This is a genomic window from Acinetobacter sp. R933-2 (assembly GCF_030325485.1).
GTDB classification, from domain to species: Bacteria; Pseudomonadota; Gammaproteobacteria; order Pseudomonadales; family Moraxellaceae; genus Acinetobacter; species Acinetobacter sichuanensis.
This window is the reverse complement of the sequence record NZ_JACAIJ010000001.1, coordinates 140,906-165,340: the sequence shown is the minus strand read 5'-3', so window position 1 is coordinate 165,340 and position 24,435 is coordinate 140,906. Positions and strand designations below refer to the sequence as shown.

The following is a 24,435-nucleotide window of genomic DNA, read 5'->3' as shown; positions in this document are numbered from 1 at the left end:
AAACTGCTGAAACTGCTGAAACTGCTGAAACTGCTGAAACTGCTGAAACTGCTGAAACTGCTGAAACTGCTGAAACTGCTGAAACTCAACAATTACTTCATAGTTACTTACAGAAAATGGGAAAGAATCGCCCTCAATATGTTTTAGGATTTAGTATGTATTTAGAACGATTTTTACCTCGCAGTCAAATTTATGAAACTATAAAATTATTAGAAAAATATCAATTCATTGAGGTTAATGATCGAAAAATTATTTATAAAAACTAGACATCAACTGCCCAGTTTTCCATAGTTTTGTCGGTCGGTAAAATACAAAACAATGGTCTTGTTTTGATAGCGGTATGGATAAAACAATTCATATTGACCATCATGCGCTTCAAAGTGAATTTGTTTTGAATTGTGCTGAAAAACTTGGTTAAGATATTCTTTTTGAGCTAAAGTTAATTGTTTTACATAGCTCTTTTTATTGACACTGATTTTGTTCCATACATTGGCTTGAGCAGAATTTTTATTTTTTATTTCAAAGGCTTGATCTTTATCAGTTTGTTCACTCTGATTGAGCTTATTTACTTGTTCCTGTGTCAAAATCATCTCATTTGAACTAAAAGTATTATATTGGTTAATACTTAAATAAACAGGGTTTTTGTCAATGGTGTCAGGAACAATCACCTGAACTTCATTAAATGAGCGGTCTAATAATGCTAAGAAATCTAAATTTTTTTGAGCTTGGGAAAGGTATGGAATAGAAAATTGATATTGACTCAATTGTTGTAAGCGTCCGTTTTGTGTTGAGATCATATTTTCAGCAGATTTTACAAAAATGTCTTGTTTTTTCTTAGAGCTTAAGTAGTCACCTGTAAATAAAATACCTGCGAGTAAAGGAAAAATCGAAATCAAACCTACAATGATTTTTTTGGTATTTTTATTATATTTTACTTCCGCTCCACGTTCAGCAATTCGAGTGAGATTTAACATGATATTTAATATTAATGCGCCTCCCATGAGTGCCAAAATACCTAAAATGCTAAATAAAAAAGTTTCTGTCATTTGTTGACGAAATACTTTTAAACCAAAGACTTCAATCAAAACAAAACTAAAAACCCAATACATTAATAAAATGATCGAAATTAAACCAATAATATTACTTATTTTTACGAGTAATTTTGTATCCATAATTTTTATAAAAAAGTAAAACGATGGGATGATTTTGCTGATGAAATTACCCCTTTACAAGGCTGAAAATGTCGCAATTTAGTCATAAAAAAGTATTTTTTAAATATGATTGTCATGGTTTTGTTATAGGTTAAATTTTTATATTTGTGGAAGTTGATTTGAATGAAATATAGAAAATCTGGGTATATTTTCCTTTATTATCTATTTCAATAATACTAAATTGTTCATGTAAAAAGGTTATCGATAATAAATAAATTATTTAACATGAATGATATAAAGAGAAAAAAAGCCCCTTTTCAATAGACAAATTAAATTTTAATCTTGCGTTTTATATTCAGCTTATGCAACTCTAATATAGGAATAAAAAGGTGAACTATGGAACACATTGGTCTTTGGGTTGCGCTCCTTATCGTTATTTTCATAATGGGTTCAATTTTGGGCTTGCGCGTCAGTCCTCGAGAAAAAGCTTTAGGTTTGATGCGTGAGAAAGCACGAAAAATGGGATTACATCCACGTTTGGTGGCAGCACCAGATTGGACAAAAGTCCCAATGGCAACAGAAAAACGTGCCAGTATGGTGGCTTACTATAGTGTGTTAATACCAGAAGCTCGCTTACCTTTAATGCGTGCCAGAGTAGAAGATCAAAAACTGAAACCTATTCAAGGTGATCAGAAATTTAATGATTTTCCCATTGCATTAAAAGGGATTTATGCTATTGATATGCAAGCCAACTGTGTAGGGCTTTATTGGGATGAAGAAACAGATCTCAGAGCAACGCAGTTAGATGAAATGAAAGCATTTTTACTTTCTTTGGCTGAAATTTAATTTATAAAGAATAGGATAAACGATTCATTATGGCGAAAGCTCCTCGGTCCACAACAAACCAAAGTACGACAGCAGACTCTCCTGATGCTGGAAAAAAACGTGCCTTAGTGATTGTGGAGTCGCCTGCAAAAGCGAAAACCATCAATAAATACTTAGGCTCAAATTACATTGTGAAGTCATCGGTAGGTCATGTACGTGATTTGCCAACAGGTGGCTCAAGCAAAACAGCAGAAAAAAAACCTGTTACACGTACTAAATTAACAGATGCGCAGAAGGCTGAAAAAGCACAAACAGCATTGGTTAATCGTATGGGTGTCGATCCAGAGCATGACTGGAAGGCACAGTATGAGGTACTTCCTGGAAAAGAACATGTTGTTGCTGAACTCAAAAAACTAGCCTCTCAGGTTGACGAAATTTATCTTGCAACGGATATGGATAGAGAAGGGGAAGCGATTGCTTGGCATTTAAAAGAAGTGATAGGCGGTGATGATTCACGTTATCAACGTGTAGTCTTCAATGAAATCACTAAAAATGCCATTCAGGATGCATTTAAACACCCTTCTCGCTTAGATACGAATAAAGTTAATGCTCAACAAGCACGTCGCTTCCTTGATCGTGTAGTGGGCTTTATGGTGTCACCATTACTTTGGGAAAAAATTGCACGTGGTTTGTCAGCAGGTCGTGTACAGTCGGTTGCAGTCAAACTGGTTGTTGAGCGTGAGCGTGAGATTCGTGCCTTTATTCCTGAAGAATATTGGCAAGTTTTTGCAGACACGAAATCTTCGAGCGATGACATTCGTTTAGAGGCAGTTAAACAAAACGGTAAAACCTTAAAATTAAAAAATAAAGTACAAACAGATGCTTTATTAAGTATTTTAAAACAAGCTGAATACAAAGTTGCAACACGTGAAGACAAGCCAACGAAGGTAAATCCAAGCGCGCCTTATATTACGTCGACATTGCAACAAGCAGCGAGCACACGTTTAGGTTTTTCTGTGAAGAAAACCATGATGTTGGCACAGCGTTTGTATGAGGCAGGTTTTATTACTTATATGCGTACAGACTCGACTTTTTTAAGTGATGATGCTGTGAGCATGGTGCGTGATCATATTCAAACTGAATATGGTGAAAAATACTTACCTGCAAAAGCCAATCGTTATGGCAATAAAGCAGGTGCTCAAGAAGCGCATGAAGCCATTCGACCATCTACTGTGAGTTTATCAGGTGATCAGCTTGTGGGTGTAGAGCGTGATGCTCAGCGCCTTTATGATTTGATTTGGCGTCAATTCGTTGCTTGTCAGATGACACCAGCAGAATATTTGTCTTCGACCATTTTAGTCGATGCCAATGGCGTTGAACTCAAAGCCAAAGGTCGTACTTTAGTTTTTGATGGTTTTACCAAAGTTCGTGGTCAAAACAAATCAGATGATGATGTATTACTTCCTGCTGTAAAAGTTGGGGAAATTCTCAAGTTAGAAAAACTTGATCCATCACAACATTTTACCAAGCCACCAGCACGTTTTACTGAAGCTTCTTTAGTGAAAGAGTTAGAAAAACGTGGGATTGGTCGTCCATCGACTTATGCTGCAATTATTTCAACCATTCAAGATCGTGGTTATGTTAAGTTAGATAACCGTCGTCTATTCGCTGAAAAGATGGGGGAAATTGTCACTGATCGTTTGGATGAGAATTTTAACAACCTCATGAATTACGCATTTACAGCGGATTTAGAAGGGCAGTTAGATAAGGTTGCAGATGGTGAAAGTAATTGGAAAGAACTATTAGACAGTTTCTATAGCGATTTCAAAAAACGATTAACGACTGCACAAGGTGAAAACGGCATGCGCCGTAATTTACCTGTGGAAGTGGAAGCGGTGCACTGTAAAGAGTGTGAGCGTCCTATGCAGATCCGCACAGGAACGACAGGCGTATTTCTTGGTTGTTCAGGCTATAACTTGCCACCAAAAGAACGCTGCAAAGGTACTCTAAATCTCACACCAGTTGAATCACTCGCAGTTTTATCTGATGATGATGGTGCTGAAACAGCTGATTTAATGTCGAAAAAACGCTGTCCTGTCTGTAGTACAGCAATGGATAGCTACGTGATTGATGGTGGTCGTAAGCTACATATTTGTGGTAATAACCCTGACTGTAACGGCTATGAACTCGAAGAAGGCGAGTTCAAAATCAAGGGTTATGATGGTCCAACCATTCCGTGTGACAAGTGCGATGGTGAAATGCAGTTGAAAACAGGACGTTTTGGTCCTTATTTCGCATGTACAAGCTGTGACAATACCCGCAAAATGTTGAAAAATGGTCAACCTGCACCACCACGTGTAGATCCGATTAAAATGGAACATTTACGCTCAACCAAGCATGATGATTATTTTGTATTACGTGATGGTGCAGCGGGTCTGTTCTTAGCAGCAAGTAAGTTTCCGAAAGTTCGTGAAACACGTGCACCTAAAGTTGCTGAGTTGCGTACAGTTGCAGATCAAATTGATCCAAAGTATCAGTTTATTTTACAGGCACCTGATCAAGACCCAGAGGGTAATCCAACGCTGGTGAAATTTAGCCGTAAAAACCAAGCGCAATATATTGGTTCAGAAACGCCAGAAGGCAAGCAAACCAAATGGTCATTGGTTTATCAAGATGGAAAATGGGTTGAAGCTTAAGTTTTAATTCATTTGAAAATGCTAACTTCGGTTAGCATTTTTTATGTTCGAAAAACTTAAATATTTTAAATATAAATAGAGATTTTCAATGATTCCAATTCGTTCTGTTGTTGTATCGTCAGTCTTACTTTCAAAAATTGAAGGTGAGTTTAAAATTTTATTGATGAAACGTGTGAAAGGCGGTTTTTGGTGTCATGTCGCAGGAAAAGTTAAACTAGATGAAACAGCAAGCCAAGCCATTCTCCGAGAAATAAGAGAGGAAACCAATATTCAGCCAAAACATTTATTTAGTGCCGATTATATTGAACAGTTTTATGAAGCCAGTCTTAATGTTATTGAAATGATCCCTGCCTTTGTAGCCATTTGTCAGGATGAGCAAACCGTTGTTTTAAATGAAGAGCATACTGAATATCGTTGGTGTAGCTTGCCAGAAGCGAAAGCTTTAGTGGTATTTTCAAACCAAAGAAAGCTTTATGATTTTGTGTGGGAAAATTTTGTTGAAAATAAACCTGAACTATTATTACAAATTTATTGAAATGAAAAATAAAAGAAATATTCATCAGATAGACATGTTTAATATAAAAGCAGAAATATTTAAAAATGCAGTGTGATATCAAAATTTGAGGGGAATAAAACGATGTGGAAAAAAATCCGAGTGGTCATTTTATTATTTGTTTTATTGGTTGTTGGAGTGAATACTTGGCGTGATATGAATCAAAACTGGAATAAAGCCATTATTGTGCTACTTCATCCGATTAATGCGGATGGGCAAACGGCAACTGAGCATTATATTCAGCAACTTTCGATTGATGATTTAGATGAATCAAAACAATATTTAATGGAACAGTCGAAACAATTTCGTGGACAGCCTATTCAAGTCTATTTTCAACTCGGACGAGAACTTAAAAATATTCCACCTAAAGTTCCAGAAAATCCAAGTCTGTTCAATAGTATTTTATGGAGTCTAAAGTTTAGGTTTTATGCTTGGAAACAACATGAAAATGGTGATGGTGCGCCTGCTGTAACGCTCTATTTAAATTATTATGATCCCCAAAATATACAAAGTTTAAAACACTCCACAGCACTAGAAAAAGGTCGTATTGGCTCAGTCAATTTATTTGCTTCCAAAAAGCAGAGCGAAAGCAATAAAGTCGTTTTAGTGCATGAACTCTTACATACCTTTGGTGCAAAGGATAAATATGATCTGAACACAGGACAGCCGATTTTTCCATTGGGATATGCACATCCTGAGCAAAATCCAAGATATCCGCAACAATATGCTGAAATCATGGGTGGCTATATTCCACTGAGCGCAACGAAAAGTAAAACTCCTGATAATTTGGAAGATACTATGATCAGTGATTTAACCGCTCAGGAAATTGGTTGGGTGAAATAAAAGTTATTCATTGCTCTTCAATTCTGGATAAGCTTTTGCTTTTTATCACTATGTTTGTTTTGCGCTTCGAATAAAGTAATGCATTTTTTTATTGCTACGCTAGTCTTACGCTTCGAACAAAGCGATGCTTTGTTCTCGCTCAAGATGCAGATTTTATACAGACAAAAAACTGAATTAGATCAACAATCAAATGAATGAATAACAACCAAGAGAAGATTATGCGTACAGTGGGTAATGATTTAGTCCGGCATCAGTTACATGAAAATCGTAAATGGTATTTGTTGTTGGGGGCGTTACTGGTCATTTTTGGTTTAATTTTACTCGCCTCTTTGGGGATGGCAACGCTAACGGTTGTGGTTTTATTTGGCGTACTGATGATGATCGGTGGTGTTCTGCATCTGATTGCTGCATTTAAAATCTTTGATGGTGGTTTGAGATGGCTATGGGCATTATTTGGTATTTTATATCTAATCGCAGGTTACTATGCTTTTAAATCACCCATCACGACAGCAGTAGTCTTAACCAATTTACTTGCAATTGCTTTGTTGATTGGTGGCTTTATTCGTATCTTTAATGCCTTTATGTTGAAACCCATGTCAGGTTGGGGCTGGACGTTATTTTCAGGGATTTTAACGTTAGTGACAGGTGCAATTATTCTTGCTTCACCTGATTCACCATTTTGGGTGTTAGGGTTATTTTTAGGTGTGGATATTCTATTTCAAGGGGTGAACTATCTGACTTTTGCAGCAGCGATTAAAAAGATTCCACCTGCGAGTTCTTGATGATTGAAATAAAAGAGAAGAATATATTTTCCCTCTCTCTAACTCTCTCCCATTGGGAGAGAGGATTTTAGGCTCTACACCACTTCGTTACGTCTTGCGCTTCACTTAAAGCAGTGCTTTAAACTCACTCAAGGCGCGACTTTATATTGGCTTGAAATGGCAATTCGGTTCCATGTATTAATCACAATCGCAATCCATTCAATCGCAGTTATTTCATCACTCGACAAAACTTTTGCTGCTTGTTCATAAGCTGCATCTGGGAAATGCTGCTGTGCAATCAGGGTGATTTCTTCAATCAAAGTCAAAGCAGCACGTTCTTTTGCAGAGAAATATTCACTTTCACGCCATGCACTAATCAACGCAATCCGATCAATAGATTCACCGACTTTAATGGCGTCTTGCGTATGCATACGTACACAAAAAGCACATTGGTTAATTTGCGAAGCTCTTAATTTCAGTAGATGTGAAAAACCAATTTCGATTCCTGCCTGTTGAACTTTTTGCATAGATAAATTTTCAAGCTCAATCACGGTTTTATAGAGCTCAGGTGCTGTTTTACTAAGGTTGATACGTTGCATAGTGATCACTTCTTTATTTTTTAAAGAAATAGTTTAATGCATAGATAAAAATGGTTATGTTAGATTTCAGAAAAGATGAATAAAAGTAAAGTGATGGTAAAAACCTTTGTACTCGCCCCTGACTCATTTAAAGAAAGTATGACGGCTGAACAAGCATGTCTAGCCATGCAACGTGGCATTCAAAAAATCATGCCCGATGCTATTTGCATACATGTGCCCATGGCGGATGGTGGTGAGGGAACTGTAGATGCTTTGATTTCAGCTCGACAGGGGCGTAAAGTCGAAATTGAAGTTTCAGGATCGCTGATTCATCAAAAAGTGAAAAGCTATTTTGGTCTGATTGAAAATGATCAAACTGCTGTGATTGAAATGGCACTCGCCAACGGTATTCATCTGCTTGAAAAGTCGCAACGAAATCCAATGCTCACTTCAACTTTGGGCACAGGGGAAATGATTCGTGCGGCATTGGATTTTGGGGTATCTAAAATCATCATTGGGCTTGGTGGTAGTGTCACCAATGATGCGGGTGCAAGTATGGCACAGGCGTTGGGGGTAAGGTTTTTAGATGAACATGATCAAGTTGTTGCTATAGGCGGTGGTCAGCTTAATCAAATCCAAAGTATTGATCTTTCACAACTGGATACTCGTTTAAAACAGACTGAAATCATCATCGCGAGTGATGTGAATAATCCTTTGTGTGGTGAAAATGGTGCGTCGTATGTATTTGCACCGCAGAAAGGCGCAAGTGCTGAAATGGTGGAAATATTGGATCAAAATCTGAGTCATTTTGCTGATTTGGTTGAACAGCAAGTTGGTGGGGATTTTCGAAATATTGCAGGTGCGGGTGCAGCAGGTGGTTTGGGTTTTGGCTTAATGGCATTTGCAGGGGCAACGATTCGTTCAGGTGTGGAGATCATCATCGAAGAAACCCAACTTGCTGAAAAAATTGCACAGGCGGATTATGTATTTACAGGTGAGGGCGGAATTGATTTTCAAACCAAGTTTGGTAAAACCCCGTATGGCGTGGCACAAGTGGCGAAGCATTTGAATAAACCTGTGATTGCTTTTGCAGGCTATGTTGGAGATGGTATTGAAGAACTTTATGAAGAGGGTTTTACTGCAATTTTTGGTATTATGGATGGTGCATGTGATTTGCCAACAGCTTTAAAAAATGGTGAGAAGAATTTGCAAAGAACGTGTGAAAATGTGGTGAGATTGATTTGTAATAATTCAGCATATTGAAAATTTATTAGAATGAGAAAGGCTGTGATTAACAAAACTGATTTAACTAATTTTTTAATAATAAATTGTTTAGAATCTCAAGGTGTTAATTGTGATGAGGTTGATTACTTTTTAAAGCAATATGATATAAATTTGAGATCAGATCATCGCAATTTTTTGATAAAATATGCAAACAATACATCGTTGTTAACAAGTATGTTTGCAGACTGTACTTTTGAACAATTTAAGAAATATTATTCAGCCTATTTATTTTCTGATGAATTACATGATGACGAAAAGATTCCATTCGGCACTTCTTATTTTGGTCATGACTTTAACGATGAGTTTTTATGTATAGATCATAATACAGGAGAAATTTTTGTTTATGGTTATGAGGAAAAATCATCGCCAGCTTATTATAAAAATATTGATAGTTTTTTGGTTTATAGTTTTTTTTGGCATCAAGAAAATGAACAATATTTTGAAATAGTTGAAAAAGAAATTCAGATCCAAGAGCAAAATAAGTTTAAAAGTAATTATGGAAAAAATGAAGTTAAAGATTTATATGGTTATTGTTTTCAGTGTTATATAAAAGATCAGGAGCTATATATTGCTGATTTTTCACGAGGATATTATAACTTATACAAAGGGGGCATTTTGAATTTATTGAATAGAGCTATCATTTAAGAAGTATAATAAATTGAACGTCATTTCATGACTTGATTCTAAGTCAAAGACACATAATTTATCTATAGCTCTGCTAAACTACCCATCATCCACCAAACGATGAGTACCCATGAGTTTAGCCAACCTGATCAATGAATTAAACCCTCAACAAAAACAAGCTGCTACGACTGAAACAAAGCATAGTCTGGTACTTGCAGGGGCAGGTTGTGGCAAAACCAAAACCATTGTGGCACGAGCAGCTTATCTTATAGATCAAGGTGTGCCTGCCAATCAAATTCAGATTTTGACTTTTACCCGCCGTTCAGCAAGTGAAATTGTGGCGCGTGTGGAGTTGGCTTTAGGTGATCAAGCCAAAGGTTTACGCGCATCAACATTTCATACATTTTGTATGTACCTCCTGCGCCGTGTGCCAAAAGCGTTTGGATTAGAACAATTCTCTATTATTGATCGTGATGATCAACTCATGTTGTTCCGCTTGATTCGGGGTAAAGATGATAAGAAAAATCCAAATGCATTACCAAAACCGCAACAACTCTGTGATCTATATTCTTTCGCTCGAAATACTCGTCAAAAACTCAGCTTGGCTTTAGAAAAACAATTGCCTGAGTTTTTAGAATATAAAGATCAAATTGCAGAAATCATGAAAGAGTACGAGACACGCAAACAGGCACGTCATTTTCTTGATTATGATGATATTTTGGCGGTGGTGGCTTCAGGCTTGGCGCAATCAGAAGGCTTGACGGACTATGTTGCAAGCTTGTGTCAGCATATGTTAGTGGATGAAATGCAGGATACCAATCCACTGCAATGGGCAATTCTCGAACCACTCAAAGACAAAACTTCATTGTTTTGTGTGGGGGATGATGCACAGTCAATTTACGGCTTCCGTGGCGCAGATTTTGAAAATATTCACCATTTTAAACAACGTGTGCCTGATGCACAGATTTTTAAACTCGAAAAAAACTATCGTTCAACCCAAGAAATTTTAGACTTGTCCAATTGGTTGCTCGATCAAAGTGCCATCAAATACGATAAAAAACTTGAAGCTTATCGCGGCGATGGCATAAAACCACGCATGCATGTCTTTCCCAATGAGTTTGATGAAGCCAAATGGATTGCCATCGATATTAAAGAGCGTCATTTACTTGAAGCCGCAGCGTGGAATGATCACATGGTCTTGGTACGTTCAGCTTTTGCGGCTCGTCATATTGAAGCCGCATTTATTCAAGCCAATGTGCCGTATCGTTTTATTGGTGGAATGAAACTACTGGAAACAGCGCATGTAAAAGATTTGCTGAGTTTACTGCGTGTGATCGCCAATCCATTGGATGATATTGCATGGATGCGCTTTTTAACGCTGTGGAATGGTGTCGGTGATGTCGGTGCAAGTAAACTCGCACAGCAACTTTTAACCGATCCTGCTATAGATAAAATTGTAGAAAAACTGGAAAAGTTTGGACGTATTCCTGACAACACCTTGCTGATCATGAAGCAAATGGCAGTCTTGAAAACTGAAGTTGAAGCCTGTGTTAAATTGGGCCTCGAAGCGATTATCAATCAACTCGAAGAAAACTATGCCAAGAAAGACTGGCATAAACGCGTAGGTGATTTTGATCTGGTAAAACAGTTGGCGTCTAAGCATTCTCAACTGAGTGAATTTTTAGAAGAATATGTACTTGATCCTGTCTCTATTTCCGAAATTGAGCGTCAGTCACAAGATGATGTGGTGACGCTGATTACCATTCACTCAGCAAAAGGCACAGAACAAAAAGTCTGTTATGTTGCCAATGTATCGGCAGGGCAATATCCACATGCCCGTGCGCAAGGCAATTTTGATGAAGTTGAGGAAGAACGTCGAGTACTTTATGTGGCGCTGACTCGTGCACAAAATGAACTGATTTTGACCAAACAAAATCTAAGTTTCTGGGCACAGAGCCAAATTGATGAACGAGGACGTAAAGTAGAAAGTTATTTTTTGAATGATTTAACACGCAATTTATGTACTACTGAAACGCATTATCGTCAGCGTGAACAAACAGTGAAAAGTGCTTTGATTGAACGTAAGTCGATTCATTTAGATTTTGGCATTGATCTGGATTAGTTAAAAAATTGCATATAAAAAAGGGTAGAAAACTACCCTTGATTTAATCTAGATTAAATATATCGTGACCATTTGATTTTAGCTTTTTCTGTATTGCTGGTGGTTGGTGGTTGTTCAACTTCATCACCTGGCAGCGTAATGGTTGTGTCATCCTCATCTTTGCCATCAAAATCAATATTGGTTGAACCCCCTAAAGATGATTTTTTATCAGATGTATGAGCAGCAGCCAGAATCGAGCCTTTAATATTAGTTGAGCCACCTGTAATGAGTTTATTTCCTGCAATAATATTCCCGTTAATTGTTGCAGAACCTCCCAGTGTGATATTGCCGCCAAAATAAGATGACTCACATGTTGTTAAAGAAGATGAGTCACTACAAGAGCCTGAAAGTAATGCAATATTGCCAATATTTGCAGGTATTAATTCTGATTTTGAACGGCATAAGTTTGTTGGCATTTTAAAGTAATTTGCACTACATACTTGAGCTGCACCCGCAGGATTTGGCGCATTTAATATAACACTACCACCATAATTGATGTTGCCTGTTGCAATGATCGTGTTGCTATATTTACCTTGAGGAATGCTCACATGCCCTTTAAATAAGATAACACCAGGTGCAATAGAAGAAATCTGCGTTTGATAGTCTTCTAATTTCCATGTTCCTGATTCATAGGAAATAATTTTTTTAAACCATGTCAAATTTTGATGTTGTAAGTTTGTAATACTTTCTGAAGAACACGTCACTTCAGTTTGTTTTTTACCAGAATCAGCCTCAACACTTTGACATAATGCTCCCCAACGATCATTTTTCTTTGCTAAAAAATATTGCCCATCTGCAATGCCATCAACATGACGTACATAGACGGTAATTCGATTTTGATTGTCTACATCAAATACATAGTTAGCTTGTTGCTCATAAACGTAAGCATTGACCAGCGGTTTACCTGTCATAGTAACAGTTGCTAAAGCTCCAGATGGAAAAGCGACTTGAGTACCTGTAGGAAGAAATTTCATTTTTTCAGGTAGGTTTGGGCAGTTAGAAAAACCAGTTGCTGAAAGCATTGAAAACTTATTCCAACTTGTACCGACACAGCTAAATACTCCACCACTTTGGGCGCTATTTAACTCATTCCAGACACTATATTTAATATCTGAATTTGCTACAGATTTTTGAATAGAACCATTGGTCACCGTAATTTTTTGCCCTACAGTGGCATTGTTAATGGTTGAATTTCCACTGACGGAGAGCGACATTTTTGTATCAATACTTTTGAAATTATTACTACTACCAATCGTAACATCTTGATCAGCATAGATATTGTCGGCTGCCCATGCACCGCTTGTGGTCACTTTTCCTTTTGCAGAAATGAGTTTGACTGTTCCGCTACCTGTTAAGTTGACATTACTATTGGTGAAAATGTTTTCTAAACCTTGAATACCTGCACCATTAATATTGACATCACCAATAACATTGAGTGTTTTGATGCCTGTAATAGAATTCGCTGTAAAATTTCCTGCAACGTTAATGACAGCACGTTCATTATCACCATTAGATAAGTAAATGCCTCCTTTGGCATCTAAGTCTCCATAAAAGTTCATTGCTTCTGGAAAGGATGTACTGCCATTGGGTTTATCTTCTCCAGGCGTTGCTGCGCCATCTGGTGTCACTTCATAGACTATACCAATGGTTGAGGATGCTTCAGATGTTGTACTCATATTTTGAATTTGAGCCGCAACTTGATAAGTTTCAGGATGTGTACTAACACGTGCTGTTTGAATTTGACTGACTGTTAATTCACGTCCTGCTTGAACATTTAAGTGTAAGGTCTGATTGTTTAAACTTAGAATTGTTTCACCATCTAAATCATTCAGATATTTCCGAAAAACTTCTACACCTGTCCATGCACCTGATTGAGCATTGGTTAAAGCATGACTTGCAACCAAACTTTTTTGTGAACTTTTTAGATAATAGGCAGTTCCAAGCACTGAAGCACCCAAAGCCAGCCCAACCAAGAGTACAACCAAAATGGTGGCAAAACCTCGTTGTGATGAGGCAAAATATTGTGAGGTCGAATTCATAAAATTTGCCTTTATGACGTAGAGATATTTAATAAACACACAGCAACATTTACAGGGCTTAAATTCGCACTGTGTTGTGTACTGGTTTTTGCAGATAGGGTGATGACAGCATGCGCTGTAGATTCATCAATTTTGCCTGAACCATAAGGTGTACATGGCGCGCTACTTTGAAGCCATGTAATTTGTACAGGGTTGGATTGATCTAATGAATAATCTTGTAAATTGGCAAGGCTACTCTGTACCGTCCATGTCAAGTTACTTAAATTTTGTGTTGCATCACAATGACTTCCATCTGTTGTACCTTTGAGTAATGCAAATTGACGTTGTTTATGGTTTGGATGTTCAAGATCAGCTAAGCCTTGGCATACAACTTCATTATCATCTTGATAACGCCAAACTATGGCTTTAATGGATTGTGTTTTGCCATCACTTTGCACGCGAATTGTCGCATTTGCATTAAAATGAGTATTGCCTTCTAAGCCAAAACTCGCACTTTGTAATAACATTTGTGCATTGGTTAAGCCCATTTGTAACTGAGTGTCATGGCTTGAAGCAACTCTAGACTCAGCACCTGTTTTTGCAACTGTTCGATAGGTCGTCAGTACCGCAATCATACATAACATTGCGATGACCAAACCAATCAATAAACTGATTAAAGTTACACCTGCTTGATGTTTCATTTTAATGCTTCACCTACAGTCAGTTTTCCACCTAAAAGAGGACTATTCACTTCAAATTTCACAGGTTGGCTTTCTAAAATAGTACGGTTATGCGTGGCATTGGCACTATTATTGATTGTCACATTGACGTCGTCACAACTGACCTCAATCTTTGTGACATCTTTTTCTTTTGGCAGCAAAATAGTGGGAATTTCTGTTTTGTTACACCAAGATTTTTTCTGTTCAACAGTGGCATTTTGTAAGCGAGCTTGCAGTTCATTAATGACAATGTATTGCAAATTTGATTGTTGCTGACTGGTGAGCATTTTCCCAGTGGCATAAGCAGCCCCTAAAATAACAATACTCGAGAGCGCAACAGAGACTAAGGCTTCGACTAATCCAACCCCACGTTGATTGTGACTAATTGAAGCTAAGCTTTTCATTTAATGTTCCATTGCTGATGGTTACAGCTACATGTGTTTTACAATTGCCCGTAATTTCAGAAATGACTTGACCATAATTGTTTAAGGCAAAACATTTAAATGGTGAACTTGTCAAACTATGCTGAATTTCAATTGAGCTTTTTAAAAATGCACTAAAAATTACTGGACTATTACAGCTTGCAGAACCTGTGCTTGAGGCTTTACGAACGGTGAGTTCACTGGTATTGGCATCGAAACAAAGCTGACTAATCGGTAAATCATGCTGTGTTGCATATTCATTACGAAGCGCAGTTGATTTGGCTAAAGCAATGGCACTTTTAAAGGACATTGTTGCTTTATCGAGTTCTGCTTGTTTTGCCCATTGCGCTGTAAAGGCAGAACCTGTAGTCGCTAAAATGGCAAGTAGGGCAATCGTAATCATCAGTTCAATGAGACTTATGCCTGTTTGAAACTGTTGCACTTTTACCATGTCACACCATGACAGTTATTGATGGTTCTTATGTTCTTTTCATTGATGCTAAAAGAACAACCATTTAAGTTACTTGAACTTTTTGCTGTCGCTGTGAGCGTGTAGCCTTTGTTATTTTCAGTATGCGCTGCTGAAAACTCAAAAACATCTTGCTTTGTTGGAGACCATTGTGGAAACCCTGTTGTTGCATTTGTTAATGCACTGGTAGAGCTATAGTCTGTACTTGGATAGCTTAAATTTCGTTGATAGAAATTTTCATAGACCAAGCCGAGTGCAACAAGGTCAGATTGAGCCGCTTTGATATTGGCGCGTTGGATATAATGGGTGTACGAAGGCATTGCAATTGCCGCTAAAATTGCGACAATCACCACCGTAACCATGACTTCAATAAGGGTGAAACCTGATTGAAAAATAAAAGGTTTTTTAACGGAGTACATATTACTTTGGGAGAATTTAAAAAAATTAAATAATAAGACTGAATTTTAACATGTACTAAACAAAGCAATGTTTTTCGTCTCTCAAAACTGGATTATATCGGTGAATTATTTGGCATTTTAAAGATTAAAATGAGGTATGAAATCCGACAAAAGGCGGATTATCAAGGATGAGTTGCTGATCAATAAACTGCTAAATAAAGTTCAAAACAGTATAAATTGACCGATTTTTAGAGAGAGTTAGTAAGATAAAAACCACAGCTTGATATGGATTTTAGAATAAAAAATTCAGTAAATGATTTGATGAAATGACTTGAATTAAAGATCACACGATTAATTTAGATTTTGAACTTGATCTAGATTAAACTATAAGGAAGATATTAAAGGTTTGATCATGAAAATTTTAGTGCGTAACTTAGAGCGTTCAGTAACTGAAGCAGAATTACTTGAATTGTTTAAACCTTATGGCACAGTAGAATCCGCTGTTGTGGTGATGGATGCTGAAACCAAAAAATCTAAAGGTTTTGGTTTTGTTGAAATGCCAAATGCACGTGAAGCCATCAAAGCGATCAAAGGTTTAAATACACTGAAAGTCAAAGGTGCTGGTATCCGTGTCAAAGCCGCGGAAGATAAGCCAAAAGCTGAGTAAAAGTGAAGAAGGAGCAAATAGATTGCTCCTTTTTTATGGGTCAATATGAAAAAACTATATCCTGCTTTATCTATTGTGAAGACGAAAAATCTATTTTATTGAGCTAGATCATTTATAAATATTGTTGTGCAGAAGGCAAAAGAAAGTTTACTCTTAGTCTCATAAAAGACGCCAAAATTTAGGAAATTATATCATGTCACGAGTTGCTCGCTTTCATGCAGATCGCACTAATCAAAAACTGTATTTCGCACGACTTTCATGCCAACAAGCAGAGCAAACTGAACATGTGCAGCAAGCACAAGCACATCGTGAAGCAGCCGTTTTTCATTTGCATGGAACTATTTTGGCATTTCTACAAGAATTAGTACGTTATTACCGTTTAAATGATTTAGCGCCAACACTTAAGTCTATTGAAGAACATATGGCTGCAAAAGGACAAGTTTCACCTGAAGTATTGGTGATGCAAAAGCTTGCTAAAGATGGATTTATTGCAGAGTTAAAAAGAGCCTATCGTTTATGCCAATACGCACCAGAACCAAGTACACCAGAGCCTGAAGCAGAAACATCGTCAAATTTAATTATTAAAGTCACTCAAACACCACAAGCTTGGCTGCCTGATACCAAAATTTTACGTGAATGGCATCGTGATTTAACGCAGCTTATTGATGGTTTTCGTAACGAAATGGTTGAATTCTGATCAATTTGATTGGTTTTACTTGAAATTTATTTTTAAATGACTATATACAATAGTTACAAGATGCAAAATGCATTCGGCATTTTGCCCCATGGTTGAGCATGGAGGGTTTTTATGTCTATTGAACAGTTAAAAGCATTATTTGGAAATCAAGAAGCCATTTTAGAGTTGGTTCAACTTGAGGGTGGGGAGTTAGCATTGCGTAATGCAGGATCTGAAAAAGAACCATTAGTCACAATTCAATTTAATGAAGAAGTGAAAGCATTATTAGGAGATCAAACGCCTGCAATTGCTCAACAAATGATTCAAGCTGCTCTATTTGCTTTATTAGAAAAACAAGCAGATGAATGGCATGCTGAAGTTGTTGATGAACAACCTAAATTTATGAGTTAAATGATTATATTTGTCAGTTTAATCTAGAATAAAACGCACTTTTAAGTGCGTTTTTTATACATGAGTTTTGAGGTTTTAATGCGTTGGTAGAGGCTGTGGTGCAAAAAAGTATCCACCTGCAAACATAATGGCTAAGCCAATCAGTTGTAGAAAAAATGGATTTTTAGCTTGATGCCAATGCAAGATGAGAAAAATCAGAGAAACTGGAGAAAGCAATAAACAGCCTAAGCCCCACCAAATACTTTCTTTGAATGCAGAGATGAGAAAGCCAATCGAAGCAATGACGAGAATGAGTAGCCCAAAATAAAGTAAAAACATGTTGTCCTCTTATTAATCTTTTATATTTCAATTACATTTATCATTAAAGTGTGCAGAGTAAAGCGTATTTTATGAAGTTGTGATTTCTGTTTATCATGGCTTTAATCAAGCAAAAACAGACTACCATATTTGATAGTCTGTTGGAATGAATCAATGTGTTGGTTCGTGATGATGCGCAATTTGAATCTGATTTAAAATATGATTACTCATATTTTTCGCCATTTCTTCTTTAGCAAAATAAACCTGACCAATCTGATCTCGACGAATAATTTCAGCTTCTTCTTTGCTTTCAGCACAAACTAAAACCTGAATTTGAGGGTTGAGTAGTTTGGCAGTATCGACAATTTTATGAATATCTAAGATATCCATTGGAGAAATAACCAACAAACGAGCATGTTGAATATGAGCTTGAATGAGTACACTGGGTTCAGTGGCGCGACCAGAAACAGCAGCAATACCTTTTTCACGCAGATTTTCAACAATTTCACGGTTTTCTTCAGCAATAACGACTTTAATACCATCATCCATTAAGGTTTTAGTAATACGACGTCCAACTTCACCATGCCCAACGATAACAACTTGATCACGTAGATAATCTTGATCTACTTCATCAGGTAACATCGCTAGAGGGTCGCCACTACGTTCTAGTAAACGAGCAAGATGCGAATGTTCTCGAATCCAAACTTGTACAGGTTCAATTGCTGAAAATAAAAATGAATTTAAAGTAATTGAAAATAAAGCCCCTGCTAAAATTAAATTTTGTGCTTCAGGAGTAAGCAAACCCAGTGACAATCCCAATGTTGCCAAAATAAAAGAGAATTCCCCGATTTGCGCTAAACTTGCACCGACGGTCAAGGCTGTATTCATTGGATAACGAAAGAATAAAACCAATGCCATTGCAGCGACGGTTTTACCAATCATGATGATGGCAATCACAGCTAAAATATGTAAAGGTTGCTCAATAATAATATGAGGATCAAACAACATCCCGACAGAGACAAAGAATAAAATAGAGAAAATTTCTCTTAAAGGTAGCGTTTCTTCTTCTGCTCGATGACTAAAATCAGACTCTTTAACAACCATGCCTGCAAAGAAAGCGCCAAGTGCCATAGATACGCCAAAAATCGCATATGAGCCATAAGCAATTGAAACGGCTGCTGCCACGACTGTTAGCGTAAAAAGCTCTCTAGAGCCCAAACGAGCAACGTATTGCATGATCAGTGGAACCAGACGTTTCCCAATGATGAGCATGAAAGCAATAAAGCCTGAAACTTTTAATAACGTGATGCCAAGGGTGAGCCAAATATTTTCATCTGATGCTTGTCCTGCAAGCGCATGTCCACCTAATAAAACCGCTGTCGCAGGTAAAAGTACCAAGACTAAAACCATTACAAGGTCTTCAACAAGTAACCAACCTACTGCGATTTTACCGTTGACGGAGTCAAGTAAGCCTTTATCTCCAAGTGCTTTAAGCAAAACGACAGTACTGGCACAAGATAAACTTAAACCAAAAACGAGAGATGAACCCCAACTCCAGCCCCAAAAATGCGATACGATCATGCCTAAGCATGTGGCAACAGTAATTTGTAAGATTGCACCCGGTAAGGCAATGCGGCGTACTTGCATTAAATCATTTAATGAAAAATGCATCCCAACACCAAACATCAAAAACATGACACCAAGTTCAGCAAGTTGGTTAGCAAGTGCCAGATCTGCCACTATGCCTGGCGTATTTGGACTAATAATAATGCCAGCAATCAGATAACCAATCAGAGGGGGGAGGCGTAATCGAGCAGCGATATAGCCAAAAATGAGGGCAATACCAAAACCCACGGCGAGTAAAATAATCAAGTCTACATCATGAGGCACTAAACACTCCTTGAAAGATGGGATAACGTGAATGAAAAAGAAAAGCACAAAGAGTGCCAAAAATAAAGTGAGACAATTTTAACAATTTGCATAAAAAAAAGGCAAAAAAAACGACCCAAAAGGGTCGTATTTTTTAGAAAACTAAAATTATTTAATTTTAGCTTCTTTGAAAATTACGTGTTGACGGATTTTTGGATCAAATTTTTTGATTTCCATTTTTTCCGGCATAGTACGTTTGTTTTTAGTTGTGGTATAGAAATAACCTGTACCAGCAGTAGAAACTAGGCGAATTTTATCACGCATGGTTCGGACTCCTTAGATCTTTTGACCTTGAGCACGTAGGTCAGCAACAACCTTTTCGATACCCAATTTGTCGATAATACGCATACCTTTAGTGGTTAAACGAAGACGTACAAAACGTTTTTCGCTTTCTAACCAGAAACGGTGGTGGTGCAGGTTCGGCTCGAACCGGCGTTTAGTTTTGTTGTTGGCGTGTGAGACGTTGTTACCAACGACTGGACGCTTGCCGGTAACTTGGCAAACCTTAGACATGGTGTAACTCCATTGATTTAGCCAACAGCAAATCTGTATGGCCAGTCAAAATAAAACGGATTGAATTCTTTCAAGGGGCGTTTTATACCAAAATTCCGCTTAAAAGACAAGCGGAATCGGTGAAAACACTGCATGATCTTTGACGATAGATCATGCCTTGATCATTTAGCGGATAAAAGTTTTCTCTAAAATTTTATGAACAGCGCCGCCAAATGGCGGTAGGATGAATTTTATGCTAAATAGTTTTGGCATAGACATCATAGAGCGTTCATGCGACAAGTTGAAAAAACCTTCTGGACCATGATATTTCCCCATACCTGATGCACCAACACCACCAAATGGTAGGTCATCTTGTGCAACATGGGTCAATAATGCATTTTGACCAAAGTGCCCTGAATGGGTACGCTGAGCGACATATTGTGCTCGCGCATCGTCAAAGTCGAAATAGTATAATGCAAGTGGGCGAGGTCTGCTATTAATAAAGTCAATCACATCATCAATTTGATCATATTCCATAATCGGTAATACAGGACCAAAAATTTCATTTTTCATAATGTCCATTTCAGTCGTTACACCTGTGACTAATGTTGGTGCAATTTTACGGACTTGGTTGAGGTCTTCATGTTTAGGATTGATTTCTACCAGTTGAGCACCTTGTGCTTGAGCATCTTCTAAGTAGCTTTGCACACGATTAAATTGTTTATCATTAATGATAGATGTGTAATCTTGATTGTGTGCAAGATGAGGATACATTGAACTGACAATAGTTTTGAATTGTTCAACAAACTCAGCAGTTGTGCCTTTAGGTAAGAATAAATGGTCAGGAGCCACACATGTTTGTCCAGCATTCCATAGCTTTCCAAAAGCTAAACGCTGAGCAACGTCTTTAAGATCGGTAGATGGATGAACAATAGCAGGTGATTTACCTCCAAGTTCTAAAATGACAGGCACTAGGTTTTCTGACGCAGCCGCCATCACAGTTTTACCGATATTGGTTGAACCTGTGAAAATAATTTTATCAAAAGCTAAATGTGAAAAGGCATCAGAAATAACGCCACCGCCTGTAACAACAGAAACCAATTCACGTGGAAATGCTTCTGAAAGTGCATTTTCCAACACATAACCAAAATGCATTGATGAACTTGAAATTTTGATCATGGCATGGTTACCCGCAGCCAAGGCACAAATGAGCGGACCAACGGAAAGAACTAATGGGTAATTCCATGGTGCAATAATACCAATGACCCCTAAAGGTTGGTATTGTACCCACGCTTTTGAAGGTTGATGCATGATGCCAACATGACGTTTAGATGGCTTCATCCATGTACTTAGATTTTTACTATAATATTTGATTTGTTCTAAACAGGTGATGAGTTCACCGATTTTTGTTTCAGTAATAGAGCGATTACCATAATCTTGATTAATTGCTTCTGCAATTTGATCTTGATATTTTAGTAACACTTTTTTTAGACGTGCTAAACGTTCAATGCGTTCTTTCGCAGTTGGAACGGGATAACGTTGATACGCTTGTTTTTGCTGAGTGAGCGTATCATGTAAATGTTGAACTTCAGGGGAATAAGAAGTCATTGAATTTGTTTTTGTTTGACTGTTCATCTCGAACACCTTTAGAGAGGAGCTGATTTATGATAATTTTTAGAGTAAAAGCTCTAATTAGTCAAGTCACTTTATATGTTAGCCTATGTTAACGCTGAAAGATGGTATTAGGATGTCGCACTCCAAAACGGTAAAAACCAAAGATCGAATTTTGCAAATCAGCTTGCAGTTGTTCAATGAACGTGGCGAGCGTTCAATCACGACCAATCATATCGCTGCTGAGCTTGGGATCAGTCCTGGGAATTTGTATTATCACTTTCGAAACAAACAAGAGATCATTAAAGAGCTCATGGAGCGTTATCAAAAAGAAACGCTAGACATGCTCGCATTACCCGATGACCGTGTAGTCAATGCCAACGATAAAATTCGTTATTTTCAAGTTTTGAGCAGTCAACTTTGGGAATATCGCTTTTTACACCGTGATGTTTACCATTTAATTGAAAATAATGGTGACTTTAGAAAAGTGTATCCACGTTTTGCAGGAAAAGTGATGCAACAAGGGCAAAAAATTTATCATGCCTTTGTCGACGCAGGTTTAATGCAAATGACAGCCTCAGAAATTGAAGCTTTAATTATTAATATTTGGATTGTTTTAACCAACTGGACAAATTTTTTATATATGTCAGGGCATTTGAGTAATTCAAATCATTTAGATGAAAAATGGATCTGGCAAGCATTACGTCAAATGGTATTTTTAGAAGGTCCATATTTACGGGGTGAAAGTCGAGAAACTTATGAGCGCTTATTAGAAAGTTTTGGTTCTTCTGAGCTATTTGCGAGTTTATCGACATTAAAACATGATTGAATAGCGCACAATCATTGAAAGCTTTTTAAAAAGCGTTAGAATATTTGGCTGTTTTTCAATTTAACGTATAAGTGATATCAATTAAATGAACATGACCACTGCCAACACAGCACGTCTCCTGATTACTTGTGAAGATAAACCAGGCATTGTGCAAGCTGTATCGAGCTTTTTGTATCATCAAGGAGCAAATATTACTGCGCTTGATCAATATGCAACTGAAGCTCAGGGCGGACGTTATTTCATGCGTGTTGAGTTTGAACTTGAAAATTTGCAAAGCCGTAAAGAAACGTTATTGCAAACTTTTTCGCAAAATGTCGCTGAACGTTATGAGATGCATTGGCGTCTTGCTTTTGTAAGTGATTTGAAAAAAGTCGGTATTTTGGTTTCAAAAGTCGACCATGCTTTACTTGAATTGCTTTGGCGTCATGCGCGAGGTGGTTTGGCTTGCCAAATTACACAAGTCGTTTCGAACCATGAAGATTTACGCAGCGCAGTTGAAAATTTTGGTATTCCATTCCATGTTGTACCTGTAAATAAAGAAAATAAACGTGAAGCTTATGCAAAAATTGATGAGTTAGTTCAAGGTGATGATTTACTTGTTCTTGCGCGTTATATGCAGATTTTAGATGAAGAATTTGTTTCTAAATGGGAAATGAAGATTATTAATATTCATCATTCTTTCTTACCTGCATTTGTGGGTGCAAATCCATACAAACAAGCACATGAAAAAGGTGTGAAATTGATTGGTGCAACGGCACACTATGTGACTGCTGACTTAGACCAAGGTCCGATTATTGAGCAAGATGTAGAGCGTGTAAGCCATGACTTTACAGTTGAACAATTGCGTGAATTAGGTCAAGACGTGGAACGTAATGTCTTAGCGCGTGCAGTAAAATGGCATTTGGAAGATCGTATTATTGTGGATGGAAATAAAACGGTTGTTTTCCAATAAATTGTCTTTGCTTTAATCAGTAAAAAGGATGCAATTAGGCATCCTTTTTGCATTTTTAATTTATAAAATCAATAAAAACTCTCTAAAAAGTAGTTGCAAATGAAAACACTTCTCATTTATTATTGTTGCACTTTAATTGTTCTATCCGATGAGTTTAATCTAAACAAGCCATCTTGTATGTGATTCTCTCAGAGATTTAGGTATTTAGATTCATATGAGTCAATCTTCCACTTCAAATATGCAGGCTCCAAATCCAATGAAGAAAAAGGTGATTACTGCTGTAATAGCCGTTCTTGTAGGACATTTGGGCGCTTTATGGGCATTGAGTCATCTAAAAACTCCTGAATTACAACCAATTGAAAAGAAACCTATTCAGGTCAAATTTGTACAGATTAAAGAGGATGTACCACCGCCTCCACCTCCACCAGTTAAACCTAAAGTTGAGCCTAAGCCTGTAGTGGAAAAAAAGGTGACACCTCCGCCGCCACCTATTGAAAAACCAAAATTGATTACTCAAAAGCAGCCTGTAGTTGAAAAGAAAGCAATTCAACAGCCTGAAGAAAAGATTGATCATGAAAAAATTAAACGTGAACAAGAACAGCAACGCCAGCAGCAAGAACAGCAGCGTCAAGAGCAATTGCGTCAGCAACAAGAACAACAGCGTCAAGAGCAATTGCGTCAGCAGCAAGAACAGCAGCGTCAAGAGCAATTGCGTCAGCAGCAAGAACAGCAACGTCAAGAGCAACAACGTTTAGAACAACAACGTCGTCAGCAAGAAGAAGCAAATCAACCTCGTAAATTAACAGCAGGTGAGATTTCTTGGAAAAATCGTCCAAGTTTTGAGTTTGACGACGACCTACTGAGAAATCAAGCTAGATCGTTGGTTGTACGTATTCAAATTAATCCAGCAGGTAAAATTACAGATGTCACTGTGATTAAATCGAGTGGATTGCCTAACCTTGATCGTGAAGTGCGAAGTGCTGTACGTTCTGCAAGAATGAATCCGTCAAATGATGGACGTGCCATGGTTGCTGACTTACCTGTAAATCTTCAAACCTCTGGGCAATAA

General features: G+C 37.5%; 27 protein-coding genes. 15 read left to right on the top strand and 12 right to left on the bottom strand.

Features of this window, described 5'->3' with window-relative positions; all coding sequences use genetic code 11:
- On the top strand, positions 1-266 hold a 266-nt coding region (locus HX005_RS00790; protein WP_286375953.1), incomplete at its 5' end, for a hypothetical protein.
- A 3-nt stretch (positions 267-269) separates the two neighbouring features.
- Here the strand turns inward: HX005_RS00790 and HX005_RS00785 are convergent.
- Positions 270-1,172: a hypothetical protein gene (locus HX005_RS00785; protein WP_286375952.1), complete on the bottom strand. Its 903-nt coding sequence runs from the start codon at positions 1,170-1,172 to the stop codon at positions 270-272.
- 375 nt (positions 1,173-1,547) lie between these two features.
- Between HX005_RS00785 and HX005_RS00780 the strand changes: the two genes are divergently transcribed.
- The 5 genes from HX005_RS00780 (at position 1,548) to HX005_RS00760 (ending at position 6,850) form a co-directional block, all read left to right on the top strand.
- Positions 1,548-1,997 (top strand): hypothetical protein, encoded by a 450-nt coding sequence (locus HX005_RS00780; protein WP_107006807.1) that lies wholly within the window; start codon positions 1,548-1,550, stop codon positions 1,995-1,997.
- Positions 1,998-2,026: 29 nt separating this feature from the next.
- Entirely contained in the window at positions 2,027-4,672 is a 2,646-nt protein-coding gene (gene topA, locus HX005_RS00775) for a type I DNA topoisomerase (protein WP_107006806.1), read from the top strand.
- 88 nt (positions 4,673-4,760) lie between these two features.
- Entirely contained in the window at positions 4,761-5,207 is a 447-nt protein-coding gene (locus tag HX005_RS00770) for an NUDIX hydrolase (RefSeq protein WP_286375951.1), read from the top strand.
- Between the two features lie 102 nt (positions 5,208-5,309).
- Positions 5,310-6,068 carry a hypothetical protein gene (locus HX005_RS00765; protein ID WP_107006804.1) on the top strand — a complete coding sequence of 253 codons (759 nt, stop codon included), beginning with the start codon at positions 5,310-5,312 and terminating at the stop codon, positions 6,066-6,068.
- Between the two features lie 218 nt (positions 6,069-6,286).
- On the top strand, positions 6,287-6,850 hold the full coding sequence (locus HX005_RS00760; protein ID WP_286375950.1) for an HdeD family acid-resistance protein: 564 nt from the start codon (positions 6,287-6,289) through the stop codon (positions 6,848-6,850).
- Between the two features lie 128 nt (positions 6,851-6,978).
- On the opposite strand, the gene HX005_RS00755 is transcribed toward HX005_RS00760, so the two are convergent.
- Entirely contained in the window at positions 6,979-7,428 is a 450-nt protein-coding gene (locus tag HX005_RS00755) for a carboxymuconolactone decarboxylase family protein (RefSeq protein WP_286375949.1), read from the bottom strand.
- Positions 7,429-7,521: 93 nt separating this feature from the next.
- On the opposite strand from HX005_RS00755, the gene HX005_RS00750 reads away from it, so the two are divergent.
- The 3 genes from HX005_RS00750 (at position 7,522) to HX005_RS00740 (ending at position 11,437) form a co-directional block, all read left to right on the top strand.
- Positions 7,522-8,670 (top strand): glycerate kinase family protein, encoded by a 1,149-nt coding sequence (locus HX005_RS00750; protein ID WP_286376172.1) that lies wholly within the window; start codon positions 7,522-7,524, stop codon positions 8,668-8,670.
- A gap of 24 nt (positions 8,671-8,694) precedes the next feature.
- Positions 8,695-9,336, top strand: a complete 642-nt coding sequence (locus HX005_RS00745; RefSeq protein ID WP_286375948.1) for a hypothetical protein — start codon at positions 8,695-8,697, stop codon at positions 9,334-9,336.
- 109 nt (positions 9,337-9,445) lie between these two features.
- A complete protein-coding gene (locus tag HX005_RS00740) occupies positions 9,446-11,437 on the top strand; it encodes an ATP-dependent helicase (protein ID WP_286375947.1) in 1,992 nt (663 codons plus the stop codon).
- 53 nt (positions 11,438-11,490) lie between these two features.
- Here HX005_RS00740 and HX005_RS00735 read toward each other — a convergent pair whose 3' ends face one another.
- The 5 genes from HX005_RS00735 to HX005_RS00715 are packed head-to-tail and all read right to left on the bottom strand — an operon-like array spanning position 11,491 to position 15,523.
- Positions 11,491-13,515 (bottom strand): hypothetical protein, encoded by a 2,025-nt coding sequence (locus tag HX005_RS00735; RefSeq protein ID WP_286375946.1) that lies wholly within the window; start codon positions 13,513-13,515, stop codon positions 11,491-11,493.
- Positions 13,516-13,526: 11 nt separating this feature from the next.
- Positions 13,527-14,195, bottom strand: coding sequence for a PilW family protein (locus tag HX005_RS00730; protein WP_286375945.1), 669 nt, complete (start codon positions 14,193-14,195; stop codon positions 13,527-13,529).
- On the bottom strand, positions 14,192-14,617 hold the full coding sequence (locus HX005_RS00725; protein WP_286375944.1) for a PilW family protein: 426 nt from the start codon (positions 14,615-14,617) through the stop codon (positions 14,192-14,194). The genes HX005_RS00730 and HX005_RS00725 overlap by 4 nt, the downstream gene beginning before the upstream one ends.
- Positions 14,595-15,086: a pilus assembly FimT family protein gene (locus tag HX005_RS00720; protein ID WP_286375943.1), complete on the bottom strand. Its 492-nt coding sequence runs from the start codon at positions 15,084-15,086 to the stop codon at positions 14,595-14,597. The genes HX005_RS00725 and HX005_RS00720 overlap by 23 nt, the downstream gene beginning before the upstream one ends.
- A complete protein-coding gene (locus tag HX005_RS00715) occupies positions 15,080-15,523 on the bottom strand; it encodes a type IV pilin protein (RefSeq protein ID WP_107006793.1) in 444 nt (147 codons plus the stop codon). The genes HX005_RS00720 and HX005_RS00715 overlap by 7 nt, the downstream gene beginning before the upstream one ends.
- A 391-nt stretch (positions 15,524-15,914) precedes the next feature.
- Here HX005_RS00715 and HX005_RS00710 point away from each other — a divergent pair, with 391 nt between their 5' ends.
- The 3 genes from HX005_RS00710 to HX005_RS00700 all read left to right on the top strand — a co-directional run bounded on the left by HX005_RS00710 (position 15,915) and on the right by HX005_RS00700 (position 17,256).
- Positions 15,915-16,169, top strand: coding sequence for an RNA recognition motif domain-containing protein (locus HX005_RS00710; RefSeq protein ID WP_107006792.1), 255 nt, complete (start codon positions 15,915-15,917; stop codon positions 16,167-16,169).
- 193 nt (positions 16,170-16,362) lie between these two features.
- On the top strand, positions 16,363-16,866 hold the full coding sequence (locus HX005_RS00705; RefSeq protein ID WP_107006790.1) for a DUF6586 family protein: 504 nt from the start codon (positions 16,363-16,365) through the stop codon (positions 16,864-16,866).
- 111 nt (positions 16,867-16,977) lie between these two features.
- Positions 16,978-17,256 carry a hypothetical protein gene (locus tag HX005_RS00700; protein WP_107006789.1) on the top strand — a complete coding sequence of 93 codons (279 nt, stop codon included), beginning with the start codon at positions 16,978-16,980 and terminating at the stop codon, positions 17,254-17,256.
- A 75-nt stretch (positions 17,257-17,331) separates the two neighbouring features.
- On the opposite strand, the gene HX005_RS00695 is transcribed toward HX005_RS00700, so the two are convergent.
- The 5 genes from HX005_RS00695 to HX005_RS00675 all read right to left on the bottom strand — a co-directional run bounded on the left by HX005_RS00695 (position 17,332) and on the right by HX005_RS00675 (position 21,609).
- Positions 17,332-17,574: a hypothetical protein gene (locus tag HX005_RS00695; RefSeq protein WP_286375942.1), complete on the bottom strand. Its 243-nt coding sequence runs from the start codon at positions 17,572-17,574 to the stop codon at positions 17,332-17,334.
- Positions 17,575-17,724: 150 nt separating this feature from the next.
- A complete protein-coding gene (locus HX005_RS00690; protein ID WP_286375941.1) occupies positions 17,725-19,443 on the bottom strand; it encodes a cation:proton antiporter in 1,719 nt (572 codons plus the stop codon).
- 147 nt (positions 19,444-19,590) lie between these two features.
- The gene (gene rpmG / locus HX005_RS00685; RefSeq protein WP_003654787.1) at positions 19,591-19,746 is read right to left on the bottom strand and encodes a 50S ribosomal protein L33; all 156 of its coding nucleotides are present in this window, start codon (positions 19,744-19,746) and stop codon (positions 19,591-19,593) included.
- A 12-nt stretch (positions 19,747-19,758) separates the two neighbouring features.
- A complete protein-coding gene (gene rpmB, locus HX005_RS00680; RefSeq protein ID WP_000048256.1) occupies positions 19,759-19,995 on the bottom strand; it encodes a 50S ribosomal protein L28 in 237 nt (78 codons plus the stop codon).
- A gap of 165 nt (positions 19,996-20,160) precedes the next feature.
- A complete protein-coding gene (locus tag HX005_RS00675; protein ID WP_286375940.1) occupies positions 20,161-21,609 on the bottom strand; it encodes a coniferyl aldehyde dehydrogenase in 1,449 nt (482 codons plus the stop codon).
- A gap of 112 nt (positions 21,610-21,721) precedes the next feature.
- On the opposite strand from HX005_RS00675, the gene HX005_RS00670 reads away from it, so the two are divergent.
- From HX005_RS00670 to HX005_RS00660, 3 genes are all read left to right on the top strand, one after another.
- Positions 21,722-22,414 (top strand): TetR/AcrR family transcriptional regulator, encoded by a 693-nt coding sequence (locus HX005_RS00670; RefSeq protein WP_107006785.1) that lies wholly within the window; start codon positions 21,722-21,724, stop codon positions 22,412-22,414.
- An 85-nt stretch (positions 22,415-22,499) separates the two neighbouring features.
- A complete protein-coding gene (purU, locus tag HX005_RS00665; RefSeq protein WP_107006784.1) occupies positions 22,500-23,366 on the top strand; it encodes a formyltetrahydrofolate deformylase in 867 nt (288 codons plus the stop codon).
- Positions 23,367-23,580: 214 nt separating this feature from the next.
- Positions 23,581-24,435 carry an energy transducer TonB gene (locus HX005_RS00660; protein ID WP_286375939.1) on the top strand — a complete coding sequence of 285 codons (855 nt, stop codon included), beginning with the start codon at positions 23,581-23,583 and terminating at the stop codon, positions 24,433-24,435.

Bases quoted from the DNA above. Each gene is read 5' to 3' on its own strand.
- HX005_RS00700 (WP_107006789.1), top strand. From the start codon at position 16,978: ATGTCTATTGAACAGTTAAAAGCATTATTTGGAAATCAAGAAGCCATT.
- HX005_RS00740 (WP_286375947.1), top strand. From the start codon at position 9,446: ATGAGTTTAGCCAACCTGATCAATGAATTAAACCCTCAACAAAAACAA.
- HX005_RS00780 (WP_107006807.1), top strand. From the start codon at position 1,548: ATGGAACACATTGGTCTTTGGGTTGCGCTCCTTATCGTTATTTTCATA.
- HX005_RS00695 (WP_286375942.1), bottom strand. From the start codon at position 17,574: ATGTTTTTACTTTATTTTGGGCTACTCATTCTCGTCATTGCTTCGATT.
- purU (WP_107006784.1), top strand. From the start codon at position 22,500: ATGAACATGACCACTGCCAACACAGCACGTCTCCTGATTACTTGTGAA.
- HX005_RS00675 (WP_286375940.1), bottom strand. From the start codon at position 21,609: ATGAACAGTCAAACAAAAACAAATTCAATGACTTCTTATTCCCCTGAA.
- HX005_RS00705 (WP_107006790.1), top strand. From the start codon at position 16,363: ATGTCACGAGTTGCTCGCTTTCATGCAGATCGCACTAATCAAAAACTG.
- topA (WP_107006806.1), top strand. From the start codon at position 2,027: ATGGCGAAAGCTCCTCGGTCCACAACAAACCAAAGTACGACAGCAGAC.
- HX005_RS00735 (WP_286375946.1), bottom strand. From the start codon at position 13,515: ATGAATTCGACCTCACAATATTTTGCCTCATCACAACGAGGTTTTGCC.
- rpmG (WP_003654787.1), bottom strand. From the start codon at position 19,746: ATGCGTGATAAAATTCGCCTAGTTTCTACTGCTGGTACAGGTTATTTC.
- HX005_RS00660 (WP_286375939.1), top strand. From the start codon at position 23,581: ATGAGTCAATCTTCCACTTCAAATATGCAGGCTCCAAATCCAATGAAG.
- HX005_RS00730 (WP_286375945.1), bottom strand. From the start codon at position 14,195: ATGAAACATCAAGCAGGTGTAACTTTAATCAGTTTATTGATTGGTTTG.
- HX005_RS00755 (WP_286375949.1), bottom strand. From the start codon at position 7,428: ATGCAACGTATCAACCTTAGTAAAACAGCACCTGAGCTCTATAAAACC.
- HX005_RS00670 (WP_107006785.1), top strand. From the start codon at position 21,722: ATGTCGCACTCCAAAACGGTAAAAACCAAAGATCGAATTTTGCAAATC.
- HX005_RS00750 (WP_286376172.1), top strand. From the start codon at position 7,522: ATGGTAAAAACCTTTGTACTCGCCCCTGACTCATTTAAAGAAAGTATG.
- rpmB (WP_000048256.1), bottom strand. From the start codon at position 19,995: ATGTCTAAGGTTTGCCAAGTTACCGGCAAGCGTCCAGTCGTTGGTAAC.
- HX005_RS00760 (WP_286375950.1), top strand. From the start codon at position 6,287: ATGCGTACAGTGGGTAATGATTTAGTCCGGCATCAGTTACATGAAAAT.
- HX005_RS00720 (WP_286375943.1), bottom strand. From the start codon at position 15,086: ATGGTAAAAGTGCAACAGTTTCAAACAGGCATAAGTCTCATTGAACTG.
- HX005_RS00785 (WP_286375952.1), bottom strand. From the start codon at position 1,172: ATGGATACAAAATTACTCGTAAAAATAAGTAATATTATTGGTTTAATT.
- HX005_RS00710 (WP_107006792.1), top strand. From the start codon at position 15,915: ATGAAAATTTTAGTGCGTAACTTAGAGCGTTCAGTAACTGAAGCAGAA.
- HX005_RS00725 (WP_286375944.1), bottom strand. From the start codon at position 14,617: ATGAAAAGCTTAGCTTCAATTAGTCACAATCAACGTGGGGTTGGATTA.
- HX005_RS00770 (WP_286375951.1), top strand. From the start codon at position 4,761: ATGATTCCAATTCGTTCTGTTGTTGTATCGTCAGTCTTACTTTCAAAA.
- HX005_RS00765 (WP_107006804.1), top strand. From the start codon at position 5,310: ATGTGGAAAAAAATCCGAGTGGTCATTTTATTATTTGTTTTATTGGTT.
- HX005_RS00715 (WP_107006793.1), bottom strand. From the start codon at position 15,523: ATGTACTCCGTTAAAAAACCTTTTATTTTTCAATCAGGTTTCACCCTT.